The 16,933-nt window shown below is 62.2% G+C and carries 13 protein-coding genes; 6 read left to right on the top strand and 7 right to left on the bottom strand.

Annotated elements, in window-relative coordinates; genetic code table 11:
• The first annotated feature begins 78 nt into the window (after positions 1 to 78).
• From ACFPN2_RS29590 to ACFPN2_RS29580, 3 genes are all read left to right on the top strand, one after another.
• Complete coding sequence (locus ACFPN2_RS29590; RefSeq protein WP_380603431.1) at positions 79 to 255, top strand: hypothetical protein; 177 nt, start codon at positions 79 to 81, stop codon at positions 253 to 255.
• A gap of 161 nt (positions 256 to 416) precedes the next feature.
• On the top strand, positions 417 to 2,255 hold the full coding sequence (gene typA / locus ACFPN2_RS29585) for a translational GTPase TypA (RefSeq protein WP_380603429.1): 1,839 nt from the start codon (positions 417 to 419) through the stop codon (positions 2,253 to 2,255).
• A gap of 473 nt (positions 2,256 to 2,728) precedes the next feature.
• A complete protein-coding gene (locus ACFPN2_RS29580) occupies positions 2,729 to 6,289 on the top strand; it encodes a PAS domain S-box protein (protein WP_380603427.1) in 3,561 nt (1,186 codons plus the stop codon).
• Positions 6,290 to 6,296: 7 nt separating this feature from the next.
• Here ACFPN2_RS29580 and ACFPN2_RS29575 read toward each other — a convergent pair whose 3' ends face one another.
• Positions 6,297 to 7,631, bottom strand: a complete 1,335-nt coding sequence (locus tag ACFPN2_RS29575) for a phenylacetate--CoA ligase family protein (protein WP_380603425.1) — start codon at positions 7,629 to 7,631, stop codon at positions 6,297 to 6,299.
• Between the two features lie 70 nt (positions 7,632 to 7,701).
• Here ACFPN2_RS29575 and ACFPN2_RS29570 point away from each other — a divergent pair, with 70 nt between their 5' ends.
• Complete coding sequence (locus ACFPN2_RS29570) at positions 7,702 to 8,685, top strand: lysylphosphatidylglycerol synthase transmembrane domain-containing protein (RefSeq protein WP_380603423.1); 984 nt, start codon at positions 7,702 to 7,704, stop codon at positions 8,683 to 8,685.
• A 15-nt stretch (positions 8,686 to 8,700) separates the two neighbouring features.
• Positions 8,701 to 9,444, top strand: a complete 744-nt coding sequence (locus tag ACFPN2_RS29565) for a BUD32 family EKC/KEOPS complex subunit (RefSeq protein WP_380603421.1) — start codon at positions 8,701 to 8,703, stop codon at positions 9,442 to 9,444.
• On the opposite strand, the gene ACFPN2_RS29560 is transcribed toward ACFPN2_RS29565, so the two are convergent.
• Complete coding sequence (locus tag ACFPN2_RS29560) at positions 9,441 to 10,595, bottom strand: glycosyltransferase family 4 protein (RefSeq protein ID WP_380603419.1); 1,155 nt, start codon at positions 10,593 to 10,595, stop codon at positions 9,441 to 9,443. The genes ACFPN2_RS29565 and ACFPN2_RS29560 overlap by 4 nt on opposite strands.
• Positions 10,596 to 10,627: 32 nt before the next feature.
• Entirely contained in the window at positions 10,628 to 11,740 is a 1,113-nt protein-coding gene (locus ACFPN2_RS29555) for a polysaccharide deacetylase family protein (RefSeq protein ID WP_380603417.1), read from the bottom strand.
• 154 nt (positions 11,741 to 11,894) lie between these two features.
• Between ACFPN2_RS29555 and ACFPN2_RS29550 the strand changes: the two genes are divergently transcribed.
• On the top strand, positions 11,895 to 12,617 hold the full coding sequence (locus ACFPN2_RS29550) for a 2OG-Fe(II) oxygenase (protein ID WP_380603415.1): 723 nt from the start codon (positions 11,895 to 11,897) through the stop codon (positions 12,615 to 12,617).
• 60 nt (positions 12,618 to 12,677) lie between these two features.
• Here the strand turns inward: ACFPN2_RS29550 and ACFPN2_RS29545 are convergent, their stop codons facing one another.
• The 4 genes from ACFPN2_RS29545 to ACFPN2_RS29530 form a co-directional block, all read right to left on the bottom strand.
• Entirely contained in the window at positions 12,678 to 13,364 is a 687-nt protein-coding gene (locus ACFPN2_RS29545; RefSeq protein ID WP_380603413.1) for a hypothetical protein, read from the bottom strand.
• A 102-nt stretch (positions 13,365 to 13,466) separates the two neighbouring features.
• Entirely contained in the window at positions 13,467 to 14,948 is a 1,482-nt protein-coding gene (locus ACFPN2_RS29540; protein ID WP_380603411.1) for a tryptophan halogenase family protein, read from the bottom strand.
• 10 nt (positions 14,949 to 14,958) lie between these two features.
• Positions 14,959 to 15,996, bottom strand: coding sequence for a cupin-like domain-containing protein (locus ACFPN2_RS29535; RefSeq protein ID WP_380603409.1), 1,038 nt, complete (start codon positions 15,994 to 15,996; stop codon positions 14,959 to 14,961).
• Entirely contained in the window at positions 15,993 to 16,745 is a 753-nt protein-coding gene (locus ACFPN2_RS29530; protein WP_380603407.1) for a SapC family protein, read from the bottom strand. Before ACFPN2_RS29530 ends, ACFPN2_RS29535 begins: the two co-directional genes overlap by 4 nt.
• Between the last annotated feature and the right edge of the window lie 188 nt (positions 16,746 to 16,933).

Below are 16,933 nucleotides of genomic sequence, written 5' to 3'. Positions count from 1 at the left end.
TAGCTAAAGATTGTGACAGCGCCGCCCGGTCGCAAGGCCCAACAATGCATGGAGGGTTTGTGGCAGGAGGGCGACACCATGACTGAGAAGACCTGTGCGGCGTGCGATTGCCGGATCGAAGGGCCGGGCATCCGGGTGACCGTGGGCGGTAAAGCGGTCGAAGTCTGTTGCGATGACTGTGCCCGGGCCTTGAACGAGGCCCATGCACCGGGACCGGGCATGCAGGGGGCCGAAGCCAAGACCCTGAACGGGTAGGGGTGAGACCGCCGGGGCGTAGGCAAGTGCCCTCCGGGGAAGGCGTATCCGGTCATCGGGTTGCAGGATTTGAGCAAATAATCCTCCGGAAGGTGGCCGGAACCCCCGTCGTGCCTCTACAATGCGCGCCTTTTTGCCCTCCCACCGGTTCCCATTCCCGCGTGTCAACCTCTCAGCTTCGTAATATCGCCATCATCGCTCACGTCGATCATGGCAAGACCACCCTGGTCGATAAGCTTCTGACGCAGTCGGGCACCCTCGATGCCCGCAAGGCTGTGCCCGAACGAGTCATGGACTCGAACGCGCTCGAAAAGGAACGCGGTATCACCATCCTGGCGAAGAACACCGCCATCCGCTGGCGCGACTATCGCATCAACATCGTCGACACCCCGGGCCACGCCGACTTCGGCGGCGAGGTCGAGCGCGTGCTGTCGATGGTCGACTCGGTGCTGCTGCTGGTCGACGCCGTCGACGGCCCGATGCCGCAGACCCGCTTCGTCACGCAGAAGGCGTTTTCGCACGGCCTGCATCCCATCGTCGTGATCAACAAGATCGACCGCCCCGAGGCGCGTCCGAGCTGGGTGCTGGATCAGACGTTCGATCTGTTCGACAAGCTCGGTGCGTCCGAATCGCAGCTCGACTTCCCGGTCGTGTATGCCTCGGCCCTCCGGGGCATCGCCGGCAATGCGCCGGATCAGATGGGCACCGACATGACGGCGCTGTACGAAGCCATCGTGAAGCACGCGCCGCCGCCGGACGTGAACGAGGACGGCCCGCTGCAGTTGCAGGTCAGCCAGCTCGACTATTCGAGCTACGTCGGCGCCATCGGCATCGGTCGTATCAAGCGCGGCAAGATCCGTAAGAACAGCCCGGTCGCGGTCGTCGATAAAGACGGCAAGGTGCGTAACGAGCGCATCATGCAGGTGCTGGGCTTCCTCGGTCTGGATCGCGTCGAAGTGGATGAGGCGAGCGCCGGCGACATCGTCGCGTTCGCGGGCATCGAGCATCCGCAGATTTCCGATACGGTCTGCGATCCGACCAAGCCCGAAGCGCTGCCGGCGCTGGTGGTCGATGAGCCGACCATCAGCATGACGTTCGAAGTGAATACGTCTCCGTTCTGCGGCAAGGAAGGTAAGTTCGTTACCAGCCGTCAGATTCGCGAACGTCTGCAGCGTGAAGTGCGCCATAACGTGGCGCTGCGCGTCGAAGACACCAGCGATCCGGATAAATTCCAGGTCTATGGACGCGGCGAATTGCATCTCGGCGTGTTGCTCGAGAACATGCGTCGCGAAGGTTATGAGCTCGCGGTTTCGCGGCCTCGCGTCGTGCAGAAGGAAGTCGACGGTGTGATGTGCGAGCCATGGGAAACGCTCGCGGTCGACCTCGATGAAGGTTCGCAAGGCTATGTCATGCAGGCGCTCGGCGAGCGCGGCGGTCAGCTCACCAACATGGTCCCGGACGGCAAGGGACGCGTGCGTCTGGACTACAAGATTCCCTCGCGCGGCCTGATCGGTTTCCAGACCGAGTTCCGCACCATGACCTCGGGCCTGGGCCTGATGCATCACATCTTCGATCACTTCGGCCCGGTGCTGGACAAGGAAGTGGGTCAGCGCCAGAACGGCGTGCTGATCTCGAACGGGCAGGGCAAGGCGCTGGCCTACGCGCTGTTCAGCTTGCAGGAACGCGGCAAGCTCATGGCCTCGCACGGCGACGAAGTGTACGAAGGCCAGATCATCGGCATTCACAGCCGCGACAACGACCTGGTCGTGAATCCTTTGAAGGCCAAGAAGCTCACCAACATGCGCGCTGCCGGCCGCGACGAGAACATCATTCTCGTCCCGCCGATCCGCTACTCGCTGGAGCAGGCGATGGAATTCATCGCCGACGACGAGCTGGTCGAGGTGACGCCGAATAACATCCGCGTGCGCAAGCGGTTGCTCAAAGAGAATGATCGGAAGCGAGCCGGTTACAAGTCTTCCTCCGAAGACTCAGACGAATAGTTCTTCGATTCGGCCGGAAGACCCACCCCCTAACCCCCTCCCGTGAACGGGAGGGGGAAAGTTTATTTTTGCTCCCTGCGGGAGCTCGCTTTTTTCAGAAGCTCCTCGCGTCCGCGTCGGTGTCACCGGCCGCAGCCCAAAGATAGATGCCATCACCTGCCCAGCAGCCTCTGGACTCGTTTCTTGCTCCGGGCCGGCCGCAGGCCAAAAATAAAAAAATGAATTCCCCCTCCCGTCCGCGGGAGGGGGCTAGGGGGTGGGTCTTCTGGCTGAACGAGCAACCATCCCTGTCTCCGGCATCAGACATAACCCGCACCGCCCCCTCAGTGCTTTGCTGTCCTTTCACATAAAACTTGGAGGCATTTCACACCTCCTTGAGCGTCAACGCCTTACGATGCCTCGCATCGGTAGTGGTTCACACTAACTAAGGCGGGGACGATGACGGCGCAGGCCCGCGTCGTCAGAAGCACGACATGCATCGACTGCTCGAACAGCAAGTCAGGGAAGCGACGCGCTCGGACGGTGAGCTGGATCTCGGCAAGTTGCTTGCCGCGGTCACGGCCGCCTATAGCAAGACCGATGAAGAGCGCCGGGGCATCGTGCGTTCCATGCAGCTGATGTCCGATGAGGCCACTGCGCTCACCCGGGAGCTGCGCGAGAGCACCGCGAGCCAATTGCAGGCCGTGCTCGATCACGTCAAAGACGTGATCATGACCGTCGACGATGCCGGTCACATCGCTTCCATCAATGCCACCGGCCAGCGCGTCTTCGGTCAGACGGAATCCGACGCTATCGGTCGCCCGCTGAGTTTCCTGTTGCCGCAGATGGCGGCAAAACAAGCCATCTCCGCCGAGCTGGAACAACTCGCCGCGCGGCTCGATGACACGCAGGTCGATCTTGCACCTCATGAAACATTGGGTCAGCGCAGCGACGGCACGCAGTTCTCCGCCGAGATCGCCGTCAGCAAGACGAAGATGAACCGGCGCGAAGTGTTCGTCGTCTGTCTGCGCGATACCACGGATCGCAAGATGGCCGAAGCGGCGCTGCGCGACAGTGAAGCCCGCTATCGCACGCTCGTCGAGCATGCACCCGAAATCATCGTGGTCGTCGACCTGGATCAGAACCGTCTGGTCGACGTGAACGAAAATGCGGTGCGCTTTTTCAAGATGGATCGTGAGGGGCTGCTCAAGAGCAGCCCCGATACATTGTGCCCGCCGCATCAGCCGGACGGTGCGCTGTCCTCTCATGCGAATCGCGCGCAGTTCGATCGCACGCTGGCCGGTGAAGCGCCGGTGCTGGAATGGATGTTCCGGGACAGCTTCGGCAACGATATTCCCTGCGAAGTGCGCTGGGTGCGTTTGCAATCGCATGGCCAGCGTCTGGTCCGCGGCAGCATCACCGATATCACCGAGCGTAAGCGCGCTGAACTCTTGGCCGCCGGCGAGCGGCGTGTGTTCGAGCGCCTGGCTGCGAACGTCGATCTGCGAATTACGTTGCAAGCGATTACGGATGTCGTCGAGCGTGTCGCACCGGATTGCGTGTGCGCGATCCGCATGCTCGATGACGAAGGCAAACATCTGAATCTGTGCTCCGGCCCGCGACTGCCTGCGGTGTACTCGCAGGCGATGGAAGGAATCGCCATCGCCGCTCGGAACGGCTCGTGCGCAGCTGCGGTGTATTTGCAGCGGCAGGTCATCGTCGCCGACATCGCACGCGATGCGTTGTGGGAGAACACTCGCGATGCCGTGCTCGCCGCCGGATTGCGCAGCTGCTGGTCCACCTTGATTCACTCATCCGACGGCCGGATTCTCGGTACGTTGGCGTTGTACTTCCGCACGCCGAAGAGCCCGTTGCGACGGGACTTCGAATTGATGTCGCGCATGACCCAGCTCGCGGGCATCGCGATCGAACGACGCTTTGCCGAGAACGCGTTGCGTGACAGCGAGGCCCGCTATCGACGCTTGTTCGATAACGTCATGGAAGGCGTGTACAGCTCGACCAGCGATGGCCGATTCGTTTCCGTGAATCCGGCGCTGGCTCGTATGATCGGCTATTCCTCGCCGGCGGAATTGCTCGCGCTGCCGCCCGCCAGCATGTATCACGATCCAGCTGAGCGTCTGGCCATCATCGCGACCATTGCTCGCGACGGCGAAGTTCGCAATGCCGAGTTCCAGATGCGCCGAGTGGATGGAACGATCCTTACCGTGATCGAAAGCGCGCGTGCCGTGCGTGACAAGCACGGACAGCTGATCGGCTACGAAGGCACGATCTCCGATATCAGCGAACGCAAGCGGGCCGAGACCGCGGTGTTCGAGGAAAAGGAAAAAGCACAGGTCACGTTGCAGTCCATCGGCGACGGCGTCATCACGACCGATGCCAACGGTTGCATCGAGACGTTGAATCCCGTGGCCGAGAATCTCACCGGCTGGGACGGCGCCGAGGCCAAGGGCAGGAAGCTGCGAGAAGTCTTCAACATCCTGAACGAAGCGACCCGCGAGCCGTTGGAAGATCCGGTGACGCGCGCCATCCGTGAAGGGCAGGTCATCGCGGTGGCCGATCACACGGTGCTCGTGAATCGTCGCGGCCAGGAAATTGCAGTTCAGGATTCGGCGGCGCCGATTCGCGATCGCAGCGGCAAGATCATCGGCGCGGTCATGGTGTTCCATGACGTGAGCAAGGAGCGGCGGCTGCGGCGGGCGCTTGCGTATCAGGCGAGTCACGATGCGCTGACCGGCTTGATCAATCGTCGTGAGTTCGAGAATCGTCTCAACGAGGCGTTGCTGACCGCGCGCTCGGACGAGGGCACGACGCACGCGTTGATGTACCTCGACCTCGATCAATTCAAGCTGGTGAACGACACGTGCGGTCACCAGGCCGGCGATCGTCTGCTCAAGCAGATCACAGGACTGCTGCAAACTCGTATCCGAACCAGCGACACGATCGCGCGCCTCGGCGGCGATGAATTCGGCGTGCTGCTGCAGGATTGCACCATCGATCGCGCGGCGAAGATCGCGGACAATCTGCGACAGGCGATTCGCGAGTACCGCTTCGAATGGCAGGACGGTGCGATGAACGTCGGTGTCAGCATCGGCATCGTCGAGATCAACAGCGCCAGCGAAAACATCGGCAGCGTCATGGCGGCGGCCGACGTGGCCTGTTACGCGGCGAAGGACTCAGGACGCAATCGCGTCCACATGTATCAGTCCGGCTCGGCGCCGGAGCGTCATCGCGAGATGCAGTGGGTGTCGCGTCTGACCCGCGCCTGCGAAGAGAATCGGCTCGAGCTGTATTACCAACCCATCGTGCCGATCGGCGCGACCCGCGACACGCGCGGTCACTACGAGCTGCTACTGCGTATGCGCGGCGAGCACGGCGAACTGGTGCAACCGGCGGAGTTCATCCCGGCGGCGGAGCGCTACAACGTGATGCCGATGATCGACCGGTGGGTGGTGAGTCAGGCGCTCGGCGCGCTCGCTCACTATCGGGCGGACGGCGATCCGCGTCATGGCTATACGTTGTCCATCAACTTGTCCGGCACGTCGTTGAACGACGATCGGTTCCTGGAGTTCCTGATCAACGAGCTGCAGACCTACGATTTGAGCCCGGGCGCGGTGTGTTTCGAGATCACCGAGACGGCGGCGATTTCCAATCTCGCCAACGTCGTGCATTTCATGCGCGAGTTCCGGGCGCGGGGTTGTTTGTTCTCGCTGGATGACTTCGGCAGCGGCCTGTCATCGTTCATGTACTTGAAGAACCTGCCGGTGGATTTTTTGAAGATCGACGGCTCGTTCATTCAAAACGTCACGACCGATCATGTCGACCGGAGCATGGTCGAGGCCATCACCCAGATCGGCCGGGCCATGGGCTTGAAGACTGTTGCCGAGCGGGTCGAGAGCGCTGAAGTGCTCAAGTGCCTCGCGGATATCGGCGTCGAGTATGCGCAAGGCATTTACATTGCCATGCCGGAGTCGGTGGAGTCGCTGAGCCGGATCACGCGGACGCATCCGCAGCTGAGATTGGTGCACTCGGCGTAGCAGCCGCTTACGTCGACTCGGCTCGCCGGTAGTAACGGTACTTGCCGGACTTTTCTCGAGGCACCAGTGCCACGCGTTCGATATCGACGCGACAACTCTCGCCGAACGTCGAGTGCACGATCTGTCGTAGCTGCGCAGCCAATTCGTCGGTGAAGCCGGCAGCGCTTTCGACCAGCACGTTCCAGTGCGCCGGATCCTTCTGCTGAAACAGCACTTGCCCCACCGAGCCGAGCGGCGCCGTCGAAAGAAACAACTGCAAGCGTCGCCCGATCTCCGAGCCGTGCACCAGAGTGCCGTCGGTCGTCACAAACATGTCGGCGGCTCGCCCCACGAGCTCGGACAGCACGGGATGCGGCAGGCCGCAGGGGCACGGGTCGGGCGAGAGTCGTCCGCGATCGCCGATGCGACAGCGCACGAGCGGCATCGCGCGGTTGAACAACGAGGTGAGCACGAGATCGCCGAACTCGCCGGGCCTGGCAGGCTCATCGCCGTTGAATATTTCCAGATACACATGGTCCGACATGATGTGACGAGAGCCGGCGGGGCACTCGTGCGCAATCGGCCCCATCTCGGTCGAGCCGTACGACTCGAAGACTCGCGCCCCAAGGTGTTGCGCGATCTCTTCGCGTTGGAAGGGATAAACCTGTTCGCCGCCGAGTTTGACGAACGGCACCAGTTGCTCGGGTGCGTGCGGGGTGTGCGCGCGGACGTGGCGGGCAAGCTGCGCAATCGCTGAAGGCAATCCCATGCAAAGCACCGGGCGCTGTTCCAGCAGATAATGTTTCGCTCGCTCGAGCTGATCGAACGTCAAATTCTTGGTCGAGAACACCCGACAGTTGCGTACCCAGTCGAGCAGCGGGTGGCCGCCGCCCCACAACAGCAGTGTGCGGCTGCCGGTCGGGATGCCGAACCAGTGCATGGAGCGATACTCCTGCGCCCAGCTCCATCCGCCGGCGTGCGGGTTATACGAGACACTGACGACTGCGCCCGTCGATCCCGAACTGTTTCGTGCGAACACGCCCGGTGTGAAGCGGCGCGCTCGAAGCTGCGAACGATGAGTAATCAACATCGAGCGTTCGAGCACCGGCCAGTGGCTGAGCTCGTTGGCGTCGGCGCGAGACAGTGCGGTTTGCCATTCACCCGATGAGTAGAGCGGCACGTGCGTGCGTGCATAACTCAAAGCGTCCCGCAGCAGCATCCGTGTAAGGTGCTCGAACGATGCGCGATCCAGTCGTTCCCAAGCTTGCAGTCGACGCACGAACGGACCGACATGCCTGCCGCGCATCGATTGCAGCGCGTAGTACAGGTTCTTGTGGAAGCGTTGCTCGGCGTGGTGGTTCACTTGTCATGAATGCCGGCATACCCGAATCTGTTCCGGCGGAGTAGGATCGATCCGCGAATCGAGGATTGCAATGAAGCTGCGAATCGGGCCGAGGATTCGGGTGGCTTTGCAGCTTGGCGCAAGCGTGGGATTGCTTGCGTATCTGCTCTCTCGACTCGACTGGCAACAAAGCCGGGCACTGATCGGCGGCGCGAAGCCGCTGTGGCTCGCGACAATTGTTCTGGTCCATGTGTTGGATCGAATCTTGATGGCCCTGAAGTGGCATCAACTGCTGCGGGTGCTCGACGATCGACTCGAGCGCCGAAGTGCGATTGCCGTCTATTACGAAAGCACGTTCGTCGGTTTCGCATTGCCGCTCGGCGGCATCGGGCCGGACATCGTGCGATTCCTGCGGCTCAAGGGCCGAGGCATCGATCCGCATGTGACGTTGTCGTCCATGGTGATGGAGCGACTGAACGGCGTGATCGCGACGCTCGCGCTCATCTTCGCCGGCTCCGTCGTGCTGGCAAGGCTGGCACCTCAGCCGGCTTTGCGGCATTTTGCTATCGGCGCGGCGGTCGTTGCTGGCGTGATAGGCATCGTCGGCGCGACATTGATTTTTTATCCACCGTTCGGCCGCGCTCTGGTCAGGCTCCTGAAAGTGCCGGTATCCATCGAGGGCGGGCGGTTCGCGAAATATGTGGTGGCGGCACGCGCTTATTCCAGCCGGCGTCTTACGCTGGCCATCAATCTCGGCCTGTCGATGCTCGAACAGACAGCGCCTGTGTTTACGATGTGGATCGCGTCGTACGCATTGGGGGCACCTCTGTCATGGATGGTCTGTCTGGCAGTGACGCCGGTGGCGGTGATTATCCAACGGCTGCCGCTGACCTACGGAGGCTTGGGGTTACGCGAAGGAAGTGCGGCGGCGCTGCTGGTCGCGTTCGGCTACGACTATTCCACCGCGCTCGTGTTGTTGATGACACAGCTCGTGATGTTCTTGATTTCACTATTACCCGGCGCCATCGTGCTGGCGACGAGCGGACGCCCGCTGGCGAAGAGTGCATCGGCATAGCGCGGAGGAACAAGCGTGTCGCCGGATCATTTACAAGCTAAGAATCTCAACGCTACCGCGAGCCCGTCGCACGTGGCACCGTCCTGCTTCAGCAAAGGCTTCACCGAGGAGTGGCTGTTCCGCGCCACGCTGCGCAATTCACTGCGTGCCTGGGCGGCTGCACGCCAATCTTCCTGGCTGCGGGTCCCGGAGGTGCTGAATGCCGACGAGCGCGAGTTGCGCATCGATTATGAATTCCTCGAGGGGTGGAATCCGCTGCATACGGTGCTCCGGAATCGCGCTTTTGCCGGGCTTTCGGAGCCGGAACTGGCGGGGATGTTCTGGACGTGTGGTGCCGCGTTGGAGGAGTTTCATCGACGCACGCATCGGATCCACGGCGATTTCGATTTCGACAACGTCCTGGTGAAGCGGGGCGCCGACAAAGTGGCGTTCGTGGATTTCACGCCGCCCGAGTACAACGCCTTTCGTCGCTACAACCAGGAGAATCCGTATCGAGACATTGCGACGTTCGTGCTGTTCGTGCGCGCGAAATATCCGCCGCAGCTGCTCTATCTGGCGTTCAGGCCGCAGCTGCGAGAGCTGGCGCGCAGTTTTATGGAAGGATATTTCCGGGACGCACCCTCCGAATACGATCGACGCATGCTCGAGCGTCACATGAACGAACTGCTGCGGGATACGTATCTCGGCAAGACGTTCAGCGCTCGATATATGCGACGTAGCAGGCTGTACCGAACTGACGATCTGGCCCCCGGGCACTAGTGCACGATGGCCGACGAAGAGTGCGCGACCCGTTGGAGCGGGACGATCTCATTCAATACTGCGAGCGTGCGTCGGGCTGTTTCTTTCCACGTCAGGGCGCGTGCTCGCTGGATTCCCAGTTCCCGCAAGCGCCGGCGCAGATGCTCCGAGCCTGTGACTTCGGCGAACGCGCGTGCAATGTCGGCCTCGTCGCGCGGGTCGATCAGAAAAGCGGCGCCGCCGGCGATTTCGGGCGCCGAGCACGTGTTCGGCACAATGGCGGGGCAACCGCACGCGAACGCTTCGACGATCGGAATGCCAAAGCTTTCGCAGAGCGTCGCCAGCACGAAACATTCCGCCAGCTGATAAGCGAGATGCAGCCGCTGGTTGGGCACGAAGCCCAGGAACTGCACGTCCTGCAGATCCGTATCGGAGAAGGAGCGGGCTCTCAGATATTCCTCGATGTGAGCACCGACCACGGCCAGCGGCAAGTCGCCGCCTGCCTGGCGATAGCGTCGATAGGCGTGAATCAATGTTTCATTGTTGCCGCCCGGGTAGATTCGGATCTGCTTCTGCGCCCCGTGCAGCACGCGTGCAACGGTCAGGATGAAGCGTTCGGGCAGGCGATACTCGGCCCGAAACTTCGCCAGCGCGCGTTCGTCGCGCTTCGAAGTGAAATTCGCGCCGACGCCCGCGTAGCTCACCACCGAATTGCTGACGTTGATGCGCGTGCAGTGAGCGAGATCGTCGAGCGTCGTCTGCGAGATCGCCAGCGTGCGGGCCGCTTTCCAGCTGTACAGAGGCAGCATCAGGCGAATATATAAGTTGTCCCACCACGGATAGTTCTGCGGGTTTACATACCAGTCCGATCCTTGCAACACGAATACACAAGGCCGGCGCGTGAAGAACGGCAGAGAGAACTTCGGGTTGAAGATCAAATCCGCGCCGAACTGGCGGGCCGCCCGCGGCACGCTCACCTGATCCCAATAGAGCTTGCTGCGTGCGGGGATCACGACCACCTGCGCGTTATGGTAGTCGCGAAACAAATCCTCGCAGGTCGGAGTCTCGAGCAGAATGAGATAGCGCGTCTCGGGGTCGGCAGTCAGCATCTCGCGCAGCAGGTACTGTCCATAAATGCCGAGACCGTCCTTCTGATCCACCAATCGAGCCATGACTGCGATCGTTCGCTTTAGCATCGCGGGCCTCAATGAGCGAGATGTTGAACGGCACTGAACCCCGCGACTTTCCGACGGACTGCGCCAAGAATGCTGGCGCGTTGTTCTCCGGGCAAAAACTGTAGCCAATCGCACTTCAAGCGGCCGTAGGCCGGTAACGGCAGCCGTGAGCGATGCCGCTCGGCGCCATAGTCCATCGCGACACCAAAGGCCGTTCGGAAGCCACTGCGTCGCGCGAGCTGCAGTGAAGGCGTCGAGCCGAGGTGCCAGGGATAGGCGATGGTGTGTGGCGCGTAGCCCAGGTGGCGCTTGAACTCATCGCGACACTGCTCGAATTCGGAGGCGACCAGAGCTTCGAATGCGTCCGCGTTCATGAACCGTCCGGGGGATGCGGGGGCGCACTCGTCGAAATGGCGTTTGAGCCGCGACCGCCAGTCCGGCTGCACGAAGAATTGGGGCCCGCCATGGCTGTCGACGAAATCTCGACAAGAGCGGGTCACGTCGTCGTTTTCCAGATAGCGACGGTCGGCTGACAGCAGGGGCGAGGCTCGATACACGGGCGTGCCAAGCGCGGGCTTGCCGAATTCGTCTTGGCCCTCGACGCAGCGAATGGGCCAGTCGTAGATATCGAAGCGCGCCAGCGCGGCAGGGTTGGCGAAATCGACCACCTGTCGCGACGTGGCCACGAGCGCATGACGATGGGCGTGCGATTGCACGTCCACACGGCCCGATTCGACACAAGCGCGCAGCTGCGCCCAGGACATGAACAGATCGTTTTCGGATCGCTGCGGCGGCTGCATCCAATACGACGGCGCGAACAGCACCGCACGCGCGTCGTATTGACGTAGCAACGGGAGTGCGATTTCACCGAAGCTCTTGCGCGCATCGTCGAACGTCAGAAGAACTGAGCGTCCCGGCCGCACCTGGCCGGCGCGAGCGGCCAGGTACTCATCCAAGCCGAGTGTCCGGTAGTTGTTCCGCTGAAGAAAGTCGAGATCGCGCGCGAAGGCGGCCGTTTCGACGTCGTGGAACATGAAGACGGGAATTTCGTGGCGCGAGAGCGGCAGGCCGAACACGAATCCCGGATATCGGGTTCGGGATATCCGCGCCGCCGTCCGCATGAACCGTCCGATCCCACCCATGGACGCCTCCCGTATTCAGGCCGTAACAAACGCGCTTCACACAGACAAGTTCCTCGTAGAGCAGGTGGGGCGCCTCGCCCATCTCCGCAAGACCCGGAGTGTGCAGGTGCTCACTTCGGCTTACCCTGCGAGCCTCTTCCTGCAGCGAGGTTCGATGATGGTTGTTTCGATTGCAAACAAAGTCTCCGCGATGGCAATCGATTGGCAACGCATCTCCGATGAGCTGGGTGCGCGGGGCTATGCGATTATTCCCAGTCTACTGCAGTCGACACAGTGCTCCGCGCTCGTCGATCTTTATACGAGGCCGGATTTGTTTCGAAGTCGGGTGGTGATGAGTCGTCATGGCTTCGGCCGCGGCGAGTATCAGTATTTCAAGTACCCTTTGCCTGACCTCGTCGCCTCGTTGCGACGTACGCTCTATCCGCAGCTCGCGCCCATCGCGAATCGATGGAACGAGTTGATGGGCAGCGTCGTGCGCTATCCCCACGAGCACGAAGAATTCATCGCGCGCTGTCATGCGGCCGGGCAGTTGCGGCCGACGCCGTTGCTGCTTCAGTACGAGGCGGACGACTACAACTGTCTGCATCAAGATTTGTACGGAGAACATGTGTTCCCGCTGCAAGTCGCCACGCTGTTGTCGCAGCCGGGACGGGATTTCAGCGGCGGTGAGTTCGTGCTCACCGAGCAGCGACCGCGAATGCAGTCGCGAGCGGAGGTGGTGCCGTTAGAGCAGGGCGATGCGGTGGTGTTCGCGGTCCATCATCGCCCGGTGACGGGAACGCGCGGGATCTATCGAGTGAACATGCGGCACGGCGTGAGCCGCCTGCGATCGGGTCACAGGCACACGCTCGGTGTGATTTTTCACGACGCGACTTAGCCGCGATCGGAGCGCTGCGCACGGCGCGCCCAAGGCCCACCTGTGGCTGCGTATGCGGAATTACGCCGCGGCTGCAGGGCGATGGGAATCCTTCAGCGCCGCTTTCGCGATGGCTGGCTCAACCGTCTCACCCGCTTCTCGAGCGATCGCGCACAACAAGCGAACGGCGTCGCCGGGCTTCTTGTCCGTGCCGGCGGCGAGCTTGAGCTTGTGATGTTCGAACGTGGCGCGCAGTCCTTCGGCGGCGATCCGCAGGGCGTCGTCAACGCCGCCTTGCTTCATCTCGGTGACCGTTGCGTCGGCGGCTTGGCCTGCGCGGGTGAGCCAGTCGAGCGCCTGAGTGCTCGGCGGCCGGGCGAGAACGGGTGAACCATAGAGCTTCGTGCCAAAGGCATCGAACGCCTTGCGCTCGATCGCGGTGGCCTTGCCATTGTTTGCTTGATCCAGCCACTCGGCGAGTGCGCTGGCGTGCTTGTGGAACGTGCGCAGCGACTGCCGCAACTCCGCCTGTGCATCGCCGACGCGCAGGGCATGCTCGCGCCGGTAGCGCTTGGCGAGGCCGGCGACGTGCTCGACGAAGTCGTCGGCGTCCTTGATCTCGCGGGCGACCGTCTCCAGGCGCTTGCCGATTTTGACGACCTTGGCTGGCGCGCTGTCCACCTTGGCGGCCGCCGGAGCGGGCGGGCGCTTGAGCGATGCGGGTGAAGACTTGCTCTTGGCGGACGATTTGACGGACTTGGCGGACATGGGAGCGCTTCGGCTGCAGAGGAAGCCGCCATTTTGCACGAAGTGGGCTCTGCGCGCCGGATCCGGCGCACAGGAGAGGCCTTTGGAGGGGCCGAAACGGCCTTATGCCGTGGTTCGACAGTAGCTGTTGAGGAAGTCCTGATGCTTCGGCAGCTTCGCCACCGCCTGGGCGACGCTGGCCCTGAGGCCATTTAATACCCGTGCGAGCTCCTGCTCCTGCATGCCGCGCGGGGAGGGGTGGTAGTGCTTGGGCACGATACCCTGGCCGAGCAGCACCTGGATCCAGGAGTCGACGCGGAACAGCTCGCCGGCGTCCTGATAGGCGTGGGCGCTTTCCTTGAACATCTCGACTCGATGCGCGAGCGAGTCGGGGATATCCATGTTCTTGCAGTACCGCCAGAACGGCGAGTCGTCGCGCTCGGTGGTGTGGTAGTGCAGGATGATGAAGTCGCGGATCCTTTCCATTTCGAGACGCGATTCCTGGTTGAATTGATCGACCATCGCCTGGTTCACGCCGTCGAAAGGAAACATCTGCATCAGGCGCGTCGCTGCGGTGATGATCATGTGAATGCTGGTGGATTCCAGCGGCTCGACGAAGCCGCTCGCCAAGCCGATGGCCACCACATTTTTATTCCAGGTCTTGCGACGCCGCCCCGGCTGGAACTTCAGGGTGAACGGCGGGCGCACCGGCGCGCCGCTGACGGCCTGCATCAGCTTCTGCTTGGCATCGTCGTCGGAGATGTAGCGACTGCAGTACACGAAGCCGTTGCCCATGCGATGTTGCAACGGAATCATCCAGCGCCAGCCCGCTTCGTGAGCGATTGCGCAGGTGTATGGATTGGGCGCCGCAGTGATCTCCGTTTGCACGGCCGCCGCGCTGTCGCAGGGCAGCCAATGCAACCAATCTTCGAAACCCGTATGCAATGTTTGTTCGATCAGCAGCCCGCGAAAGCCCGTGCAGTCGATGAATAAATCGCCCGAGACCACGCGGTCCGAGGCCAGCGTGAGCGACTCGATGAAGCCGGTCGTCGGATGTTGCTGGATGGATTTGATCTTGCCTTCGATGCGCTTGACGCCGTGGTTCTCGGCGAAGCGACGGAGGAATCGCGCGTAGGCACCCGCATCGAGGTGGTAGGCATAGTTGATGTCGGATTGTGGCGAAGTGCCGAAGCGACCTTGCTTCGCCGCCAGCCACTCGAGGCAATACTCGCCGAGCTCCGAGTTCAATCCCGAGCGCAGCCCGTGCAGCCAGAAATGATGAAACTCGCACAGCCAGGTGGGCTTGCCATGCCGGCCGAACGGATGGATGTAACGATCGCCGATCTGACCCCAGTTCTCGAACCAGATGCCGAGCTTGAAGGTCGCCGAGACGCTGCGCATGAACTCCTGCTCGTCGATGCCGAGCAGCTGATTGAAGACGCGGATGGGCGGCACGGTCGATTCGCCGACGCCGATGGTGCCGATCTCTTCGGACTCCACCAGCGAGATGTCGAGCAACGGTCCGAGCTGCTGCGACAGGGCAGCGGCCGTGATCCAGCCGGCGGTGCCGCCGCCTGCGATGACCACTCGTTTGATCGGCGTCATGGTCGCTCCATCAACGATTCAAATTGTTGAGCAGCATCGCCCGGATGCGACGCGCGCTGCTGTCATCCATCGGCCCGAGCGCGCCGCGTGCTTGCTCGGGCAAGTGTTCGCCCGCCTGCTCTGCGGGGCCGAACACGTAGTAATCGAAAACACTTTTCCACGCGCGCTTCTCGCGCTCGGGGCGATCTCGCAGCGCCCATAGCGCGTGATACAGCGCATTCATCGGCGAGGGCATGAACTTCGGCGAGGTGCTCCACCAATAGTTGATCAGCGTGTTGAACGGGCTCAGCGCTTCGACGTGATGCCACCACAGGCTCGGAATGAACACGGCATCGCCAGGCTCGACGACGACCGATTGCCCGGCCGCCAGGGCTGCGCGAAAGCGGGGGAAGCGCTCGAAGTCCGGGTTTGCGAAATCCACGAGGCTCACCGCCTGACCGCCGGGCGTCGGCTCGAGCGGGCCCGGATACAGATTCACGATCTGCTCGGGCGGAAACATCGTGAAGCGCCGGCTGCCGACCGCACAGCAGGCGAGATTGTTGGGCGCATCGTAGTGACAGGACGCGATAGTCCGATTGCCGATCCAGATGCTCGCCAGCGGCTCGTAACCGTGCGCGGCGAAGGGAATATCGTTGTCGCGGCGGAAGCCGGGCAGGCAGGCGTCGATGGTCGTCGATGCGATGTAGTTGGTGGGCGGGCGCTCGTCCTCGAGATGTTTCTCGATGTCCATCAACACGTGATCGAGTGGCGCTCGCTGGCTCAGAAAATTCAGCTGCGTGTAATCGTCGTTGTAGAACAGTCGGCCCTGGATCTGCGGATCGCCGCGCGAGGTGCCGACAGTTTTGCCGTTGTAGAAGGAGCGGAGGTGACTCATCGCCTCGTGATGCGAGCGCAGGCCCGCTTGCACCAGCGGCCATTGCGCGACCAGGCCCTTCAACACGACCGGCTCATCGCCCGCCAACAGTTCCTGCAAGGGAAGCGTGTCGACGGTGTAGCCGTGCAACTCGCGGGTGCGCTGGCCTGGAAAAATTGGGGAAGGGCCGGTCATGATGCCGCGGCCACCCCTGCCTGCTGCCGCCGGCGTCGATGTTTCATGTCGATCAGCTTCTTCATGTTGTTGAGCGAGGCGATCACCAGGAACGCGCCCTGGAGAAAGCCGGCGCTGTTCAATTGAAACAAGGCATCGCCGCTCAGGCCGCGCAGCTTCTCTTCGCCGACGGTGTACAGCCCGCGCAGATTGAATTGTTCTTCGGCATTGAACTTCACTTCGACATTCACCGGCTCGATCAGCCCGTGCGCAGTAAAGGCTTCGAACATCGCTTTGCTGATGGCGAGGCCCTGATGAATGCCTTGCAGGATGGCGCCGATGCGATCGAGATATCGCGTGTTGCCCCCTTGCGGCAGGAACACCGGCTCGCCTTCGGTCGTGCTGATGCGCGGACTGTCCAGATCGACGTGGATCACCGGTTCCCTGCGCAACTCGCCGTCCACGTCCTGGTTTTGAAAGCCGATCAGAAACGGGCCGCGGGCGACGATGCCCGGAATGTAGCTGGCATTCCAGCCGTCCCGATCCAGAAACAGATTCTCGTCCGGTTGGAAGCCGAGCAGGGCGATGGATTGGAATTCGCCGGTCTGCGGATCCTTGCGAAAGAAAATCGGATACTCGCGCTGCACGTCCCCGAACTCGGTGGGGAAGGTCAGCACCGTCCCGAGATTGTCGCCGAATTCCGCGCCGTGACGGCCGATCACCCGCAAATCCTTGTGGGCGACGTTATTGAGCATGACATGCCTGGCCAAGACTTCCCCCGCGATCCACCGAAGCTTGGGCATTATGCTGCGCAATCCCTGCTCCGCATAAGCCCCGGGTGTCCATCCATGCACACCCGCTCTGCGGAGCGAGGCAGTGCCTCGCTGAAAGGCACCGCCGAGCCCTGCCACGACAGCGAGGCGGCCGGATACTTCCAGGTACCCGGCCGCCGGTCGAC

The sequence above is a fragment of the Steroidobacter flavus genome (assembly GCF_042651805.1).
In the GTDB taxonomy this organism is placed as follows: Bacteria; Pseudomonadota; Gammaproteobacteria; order Steroidobacterales; family Steroidobacteraceae; genus Steroidobacter; species Steroidobacter flavus.
Note: the sequence above shows the minus strand (reverse complement) of the source record. Positions and strands in the feature narration are given on the sequence as shown.

Coding starts and splice junctions, on each gene's coding strand:
- ACFPN2_RS29570 (WP_380603423.1), top strand. CDS start 7,702: ATGAAGCTGCGAATCGGGCCGAGGATTCGGGTGGCTTTGCAGCTTGGC.
- ACFPN2_RS29580 (WP_380603427.1), top strand. CDS start 2,729: ATGCATCGACTGCTCGAACAGCAAGTCAGGGAAGCGACGCGCTCGGAC.
- ACFPN2_RS29535 (WP_380603409.1), bottom strand. CDS start 15,996: ATGACCGGCCCTTCCCCAATTTTTCCAGGCCAGCGCACCCGCGAGTTG.
- ACFPN2_RS29560 (WP_380603419.1), bottom strand. CDS start 10,595: ATGGCTCGATTGGTGGATCAGAAGGACGGTCTCGGCATTTATGGACAG.
- ACFPN2_RS29550 (WP_380603415.1), top strand. CDS start 11,895: ATGATGGTTGTTTCGATTGCAAACAAAGTCTCCGCGATGGCAATCGAT.
- ACFPN2_RS29545 (WP_380603413.1), bottom strand. CDS start 13,364: ATGTCCGCCAAGTCCGTCAAATCGTCCGCCAAGAGCAAGTCTTCACCC.
- ACFPN2_RS29590 (WP_380603431.1), top strand. CDS start 79: ATGACTGAGAAGACCTGTGCGGCGTGCGATTGCCGGATCGAAGGGCCG.
- ACFPN2_RS29540 (WP_380603411.1), bottom strand. CDS start 14,948: ATGACGCCGATCAAACGAGTGGTCATCGCAGGCGGCGGCACCGCCGGC.
- ACFPN2_RS29555 (WP_380603417.1), bottom strand. CDS start 11,740: ATGGGTGGGATCGGACGGTTCATGCGGACGGCGGCGCGGATATCCCGA.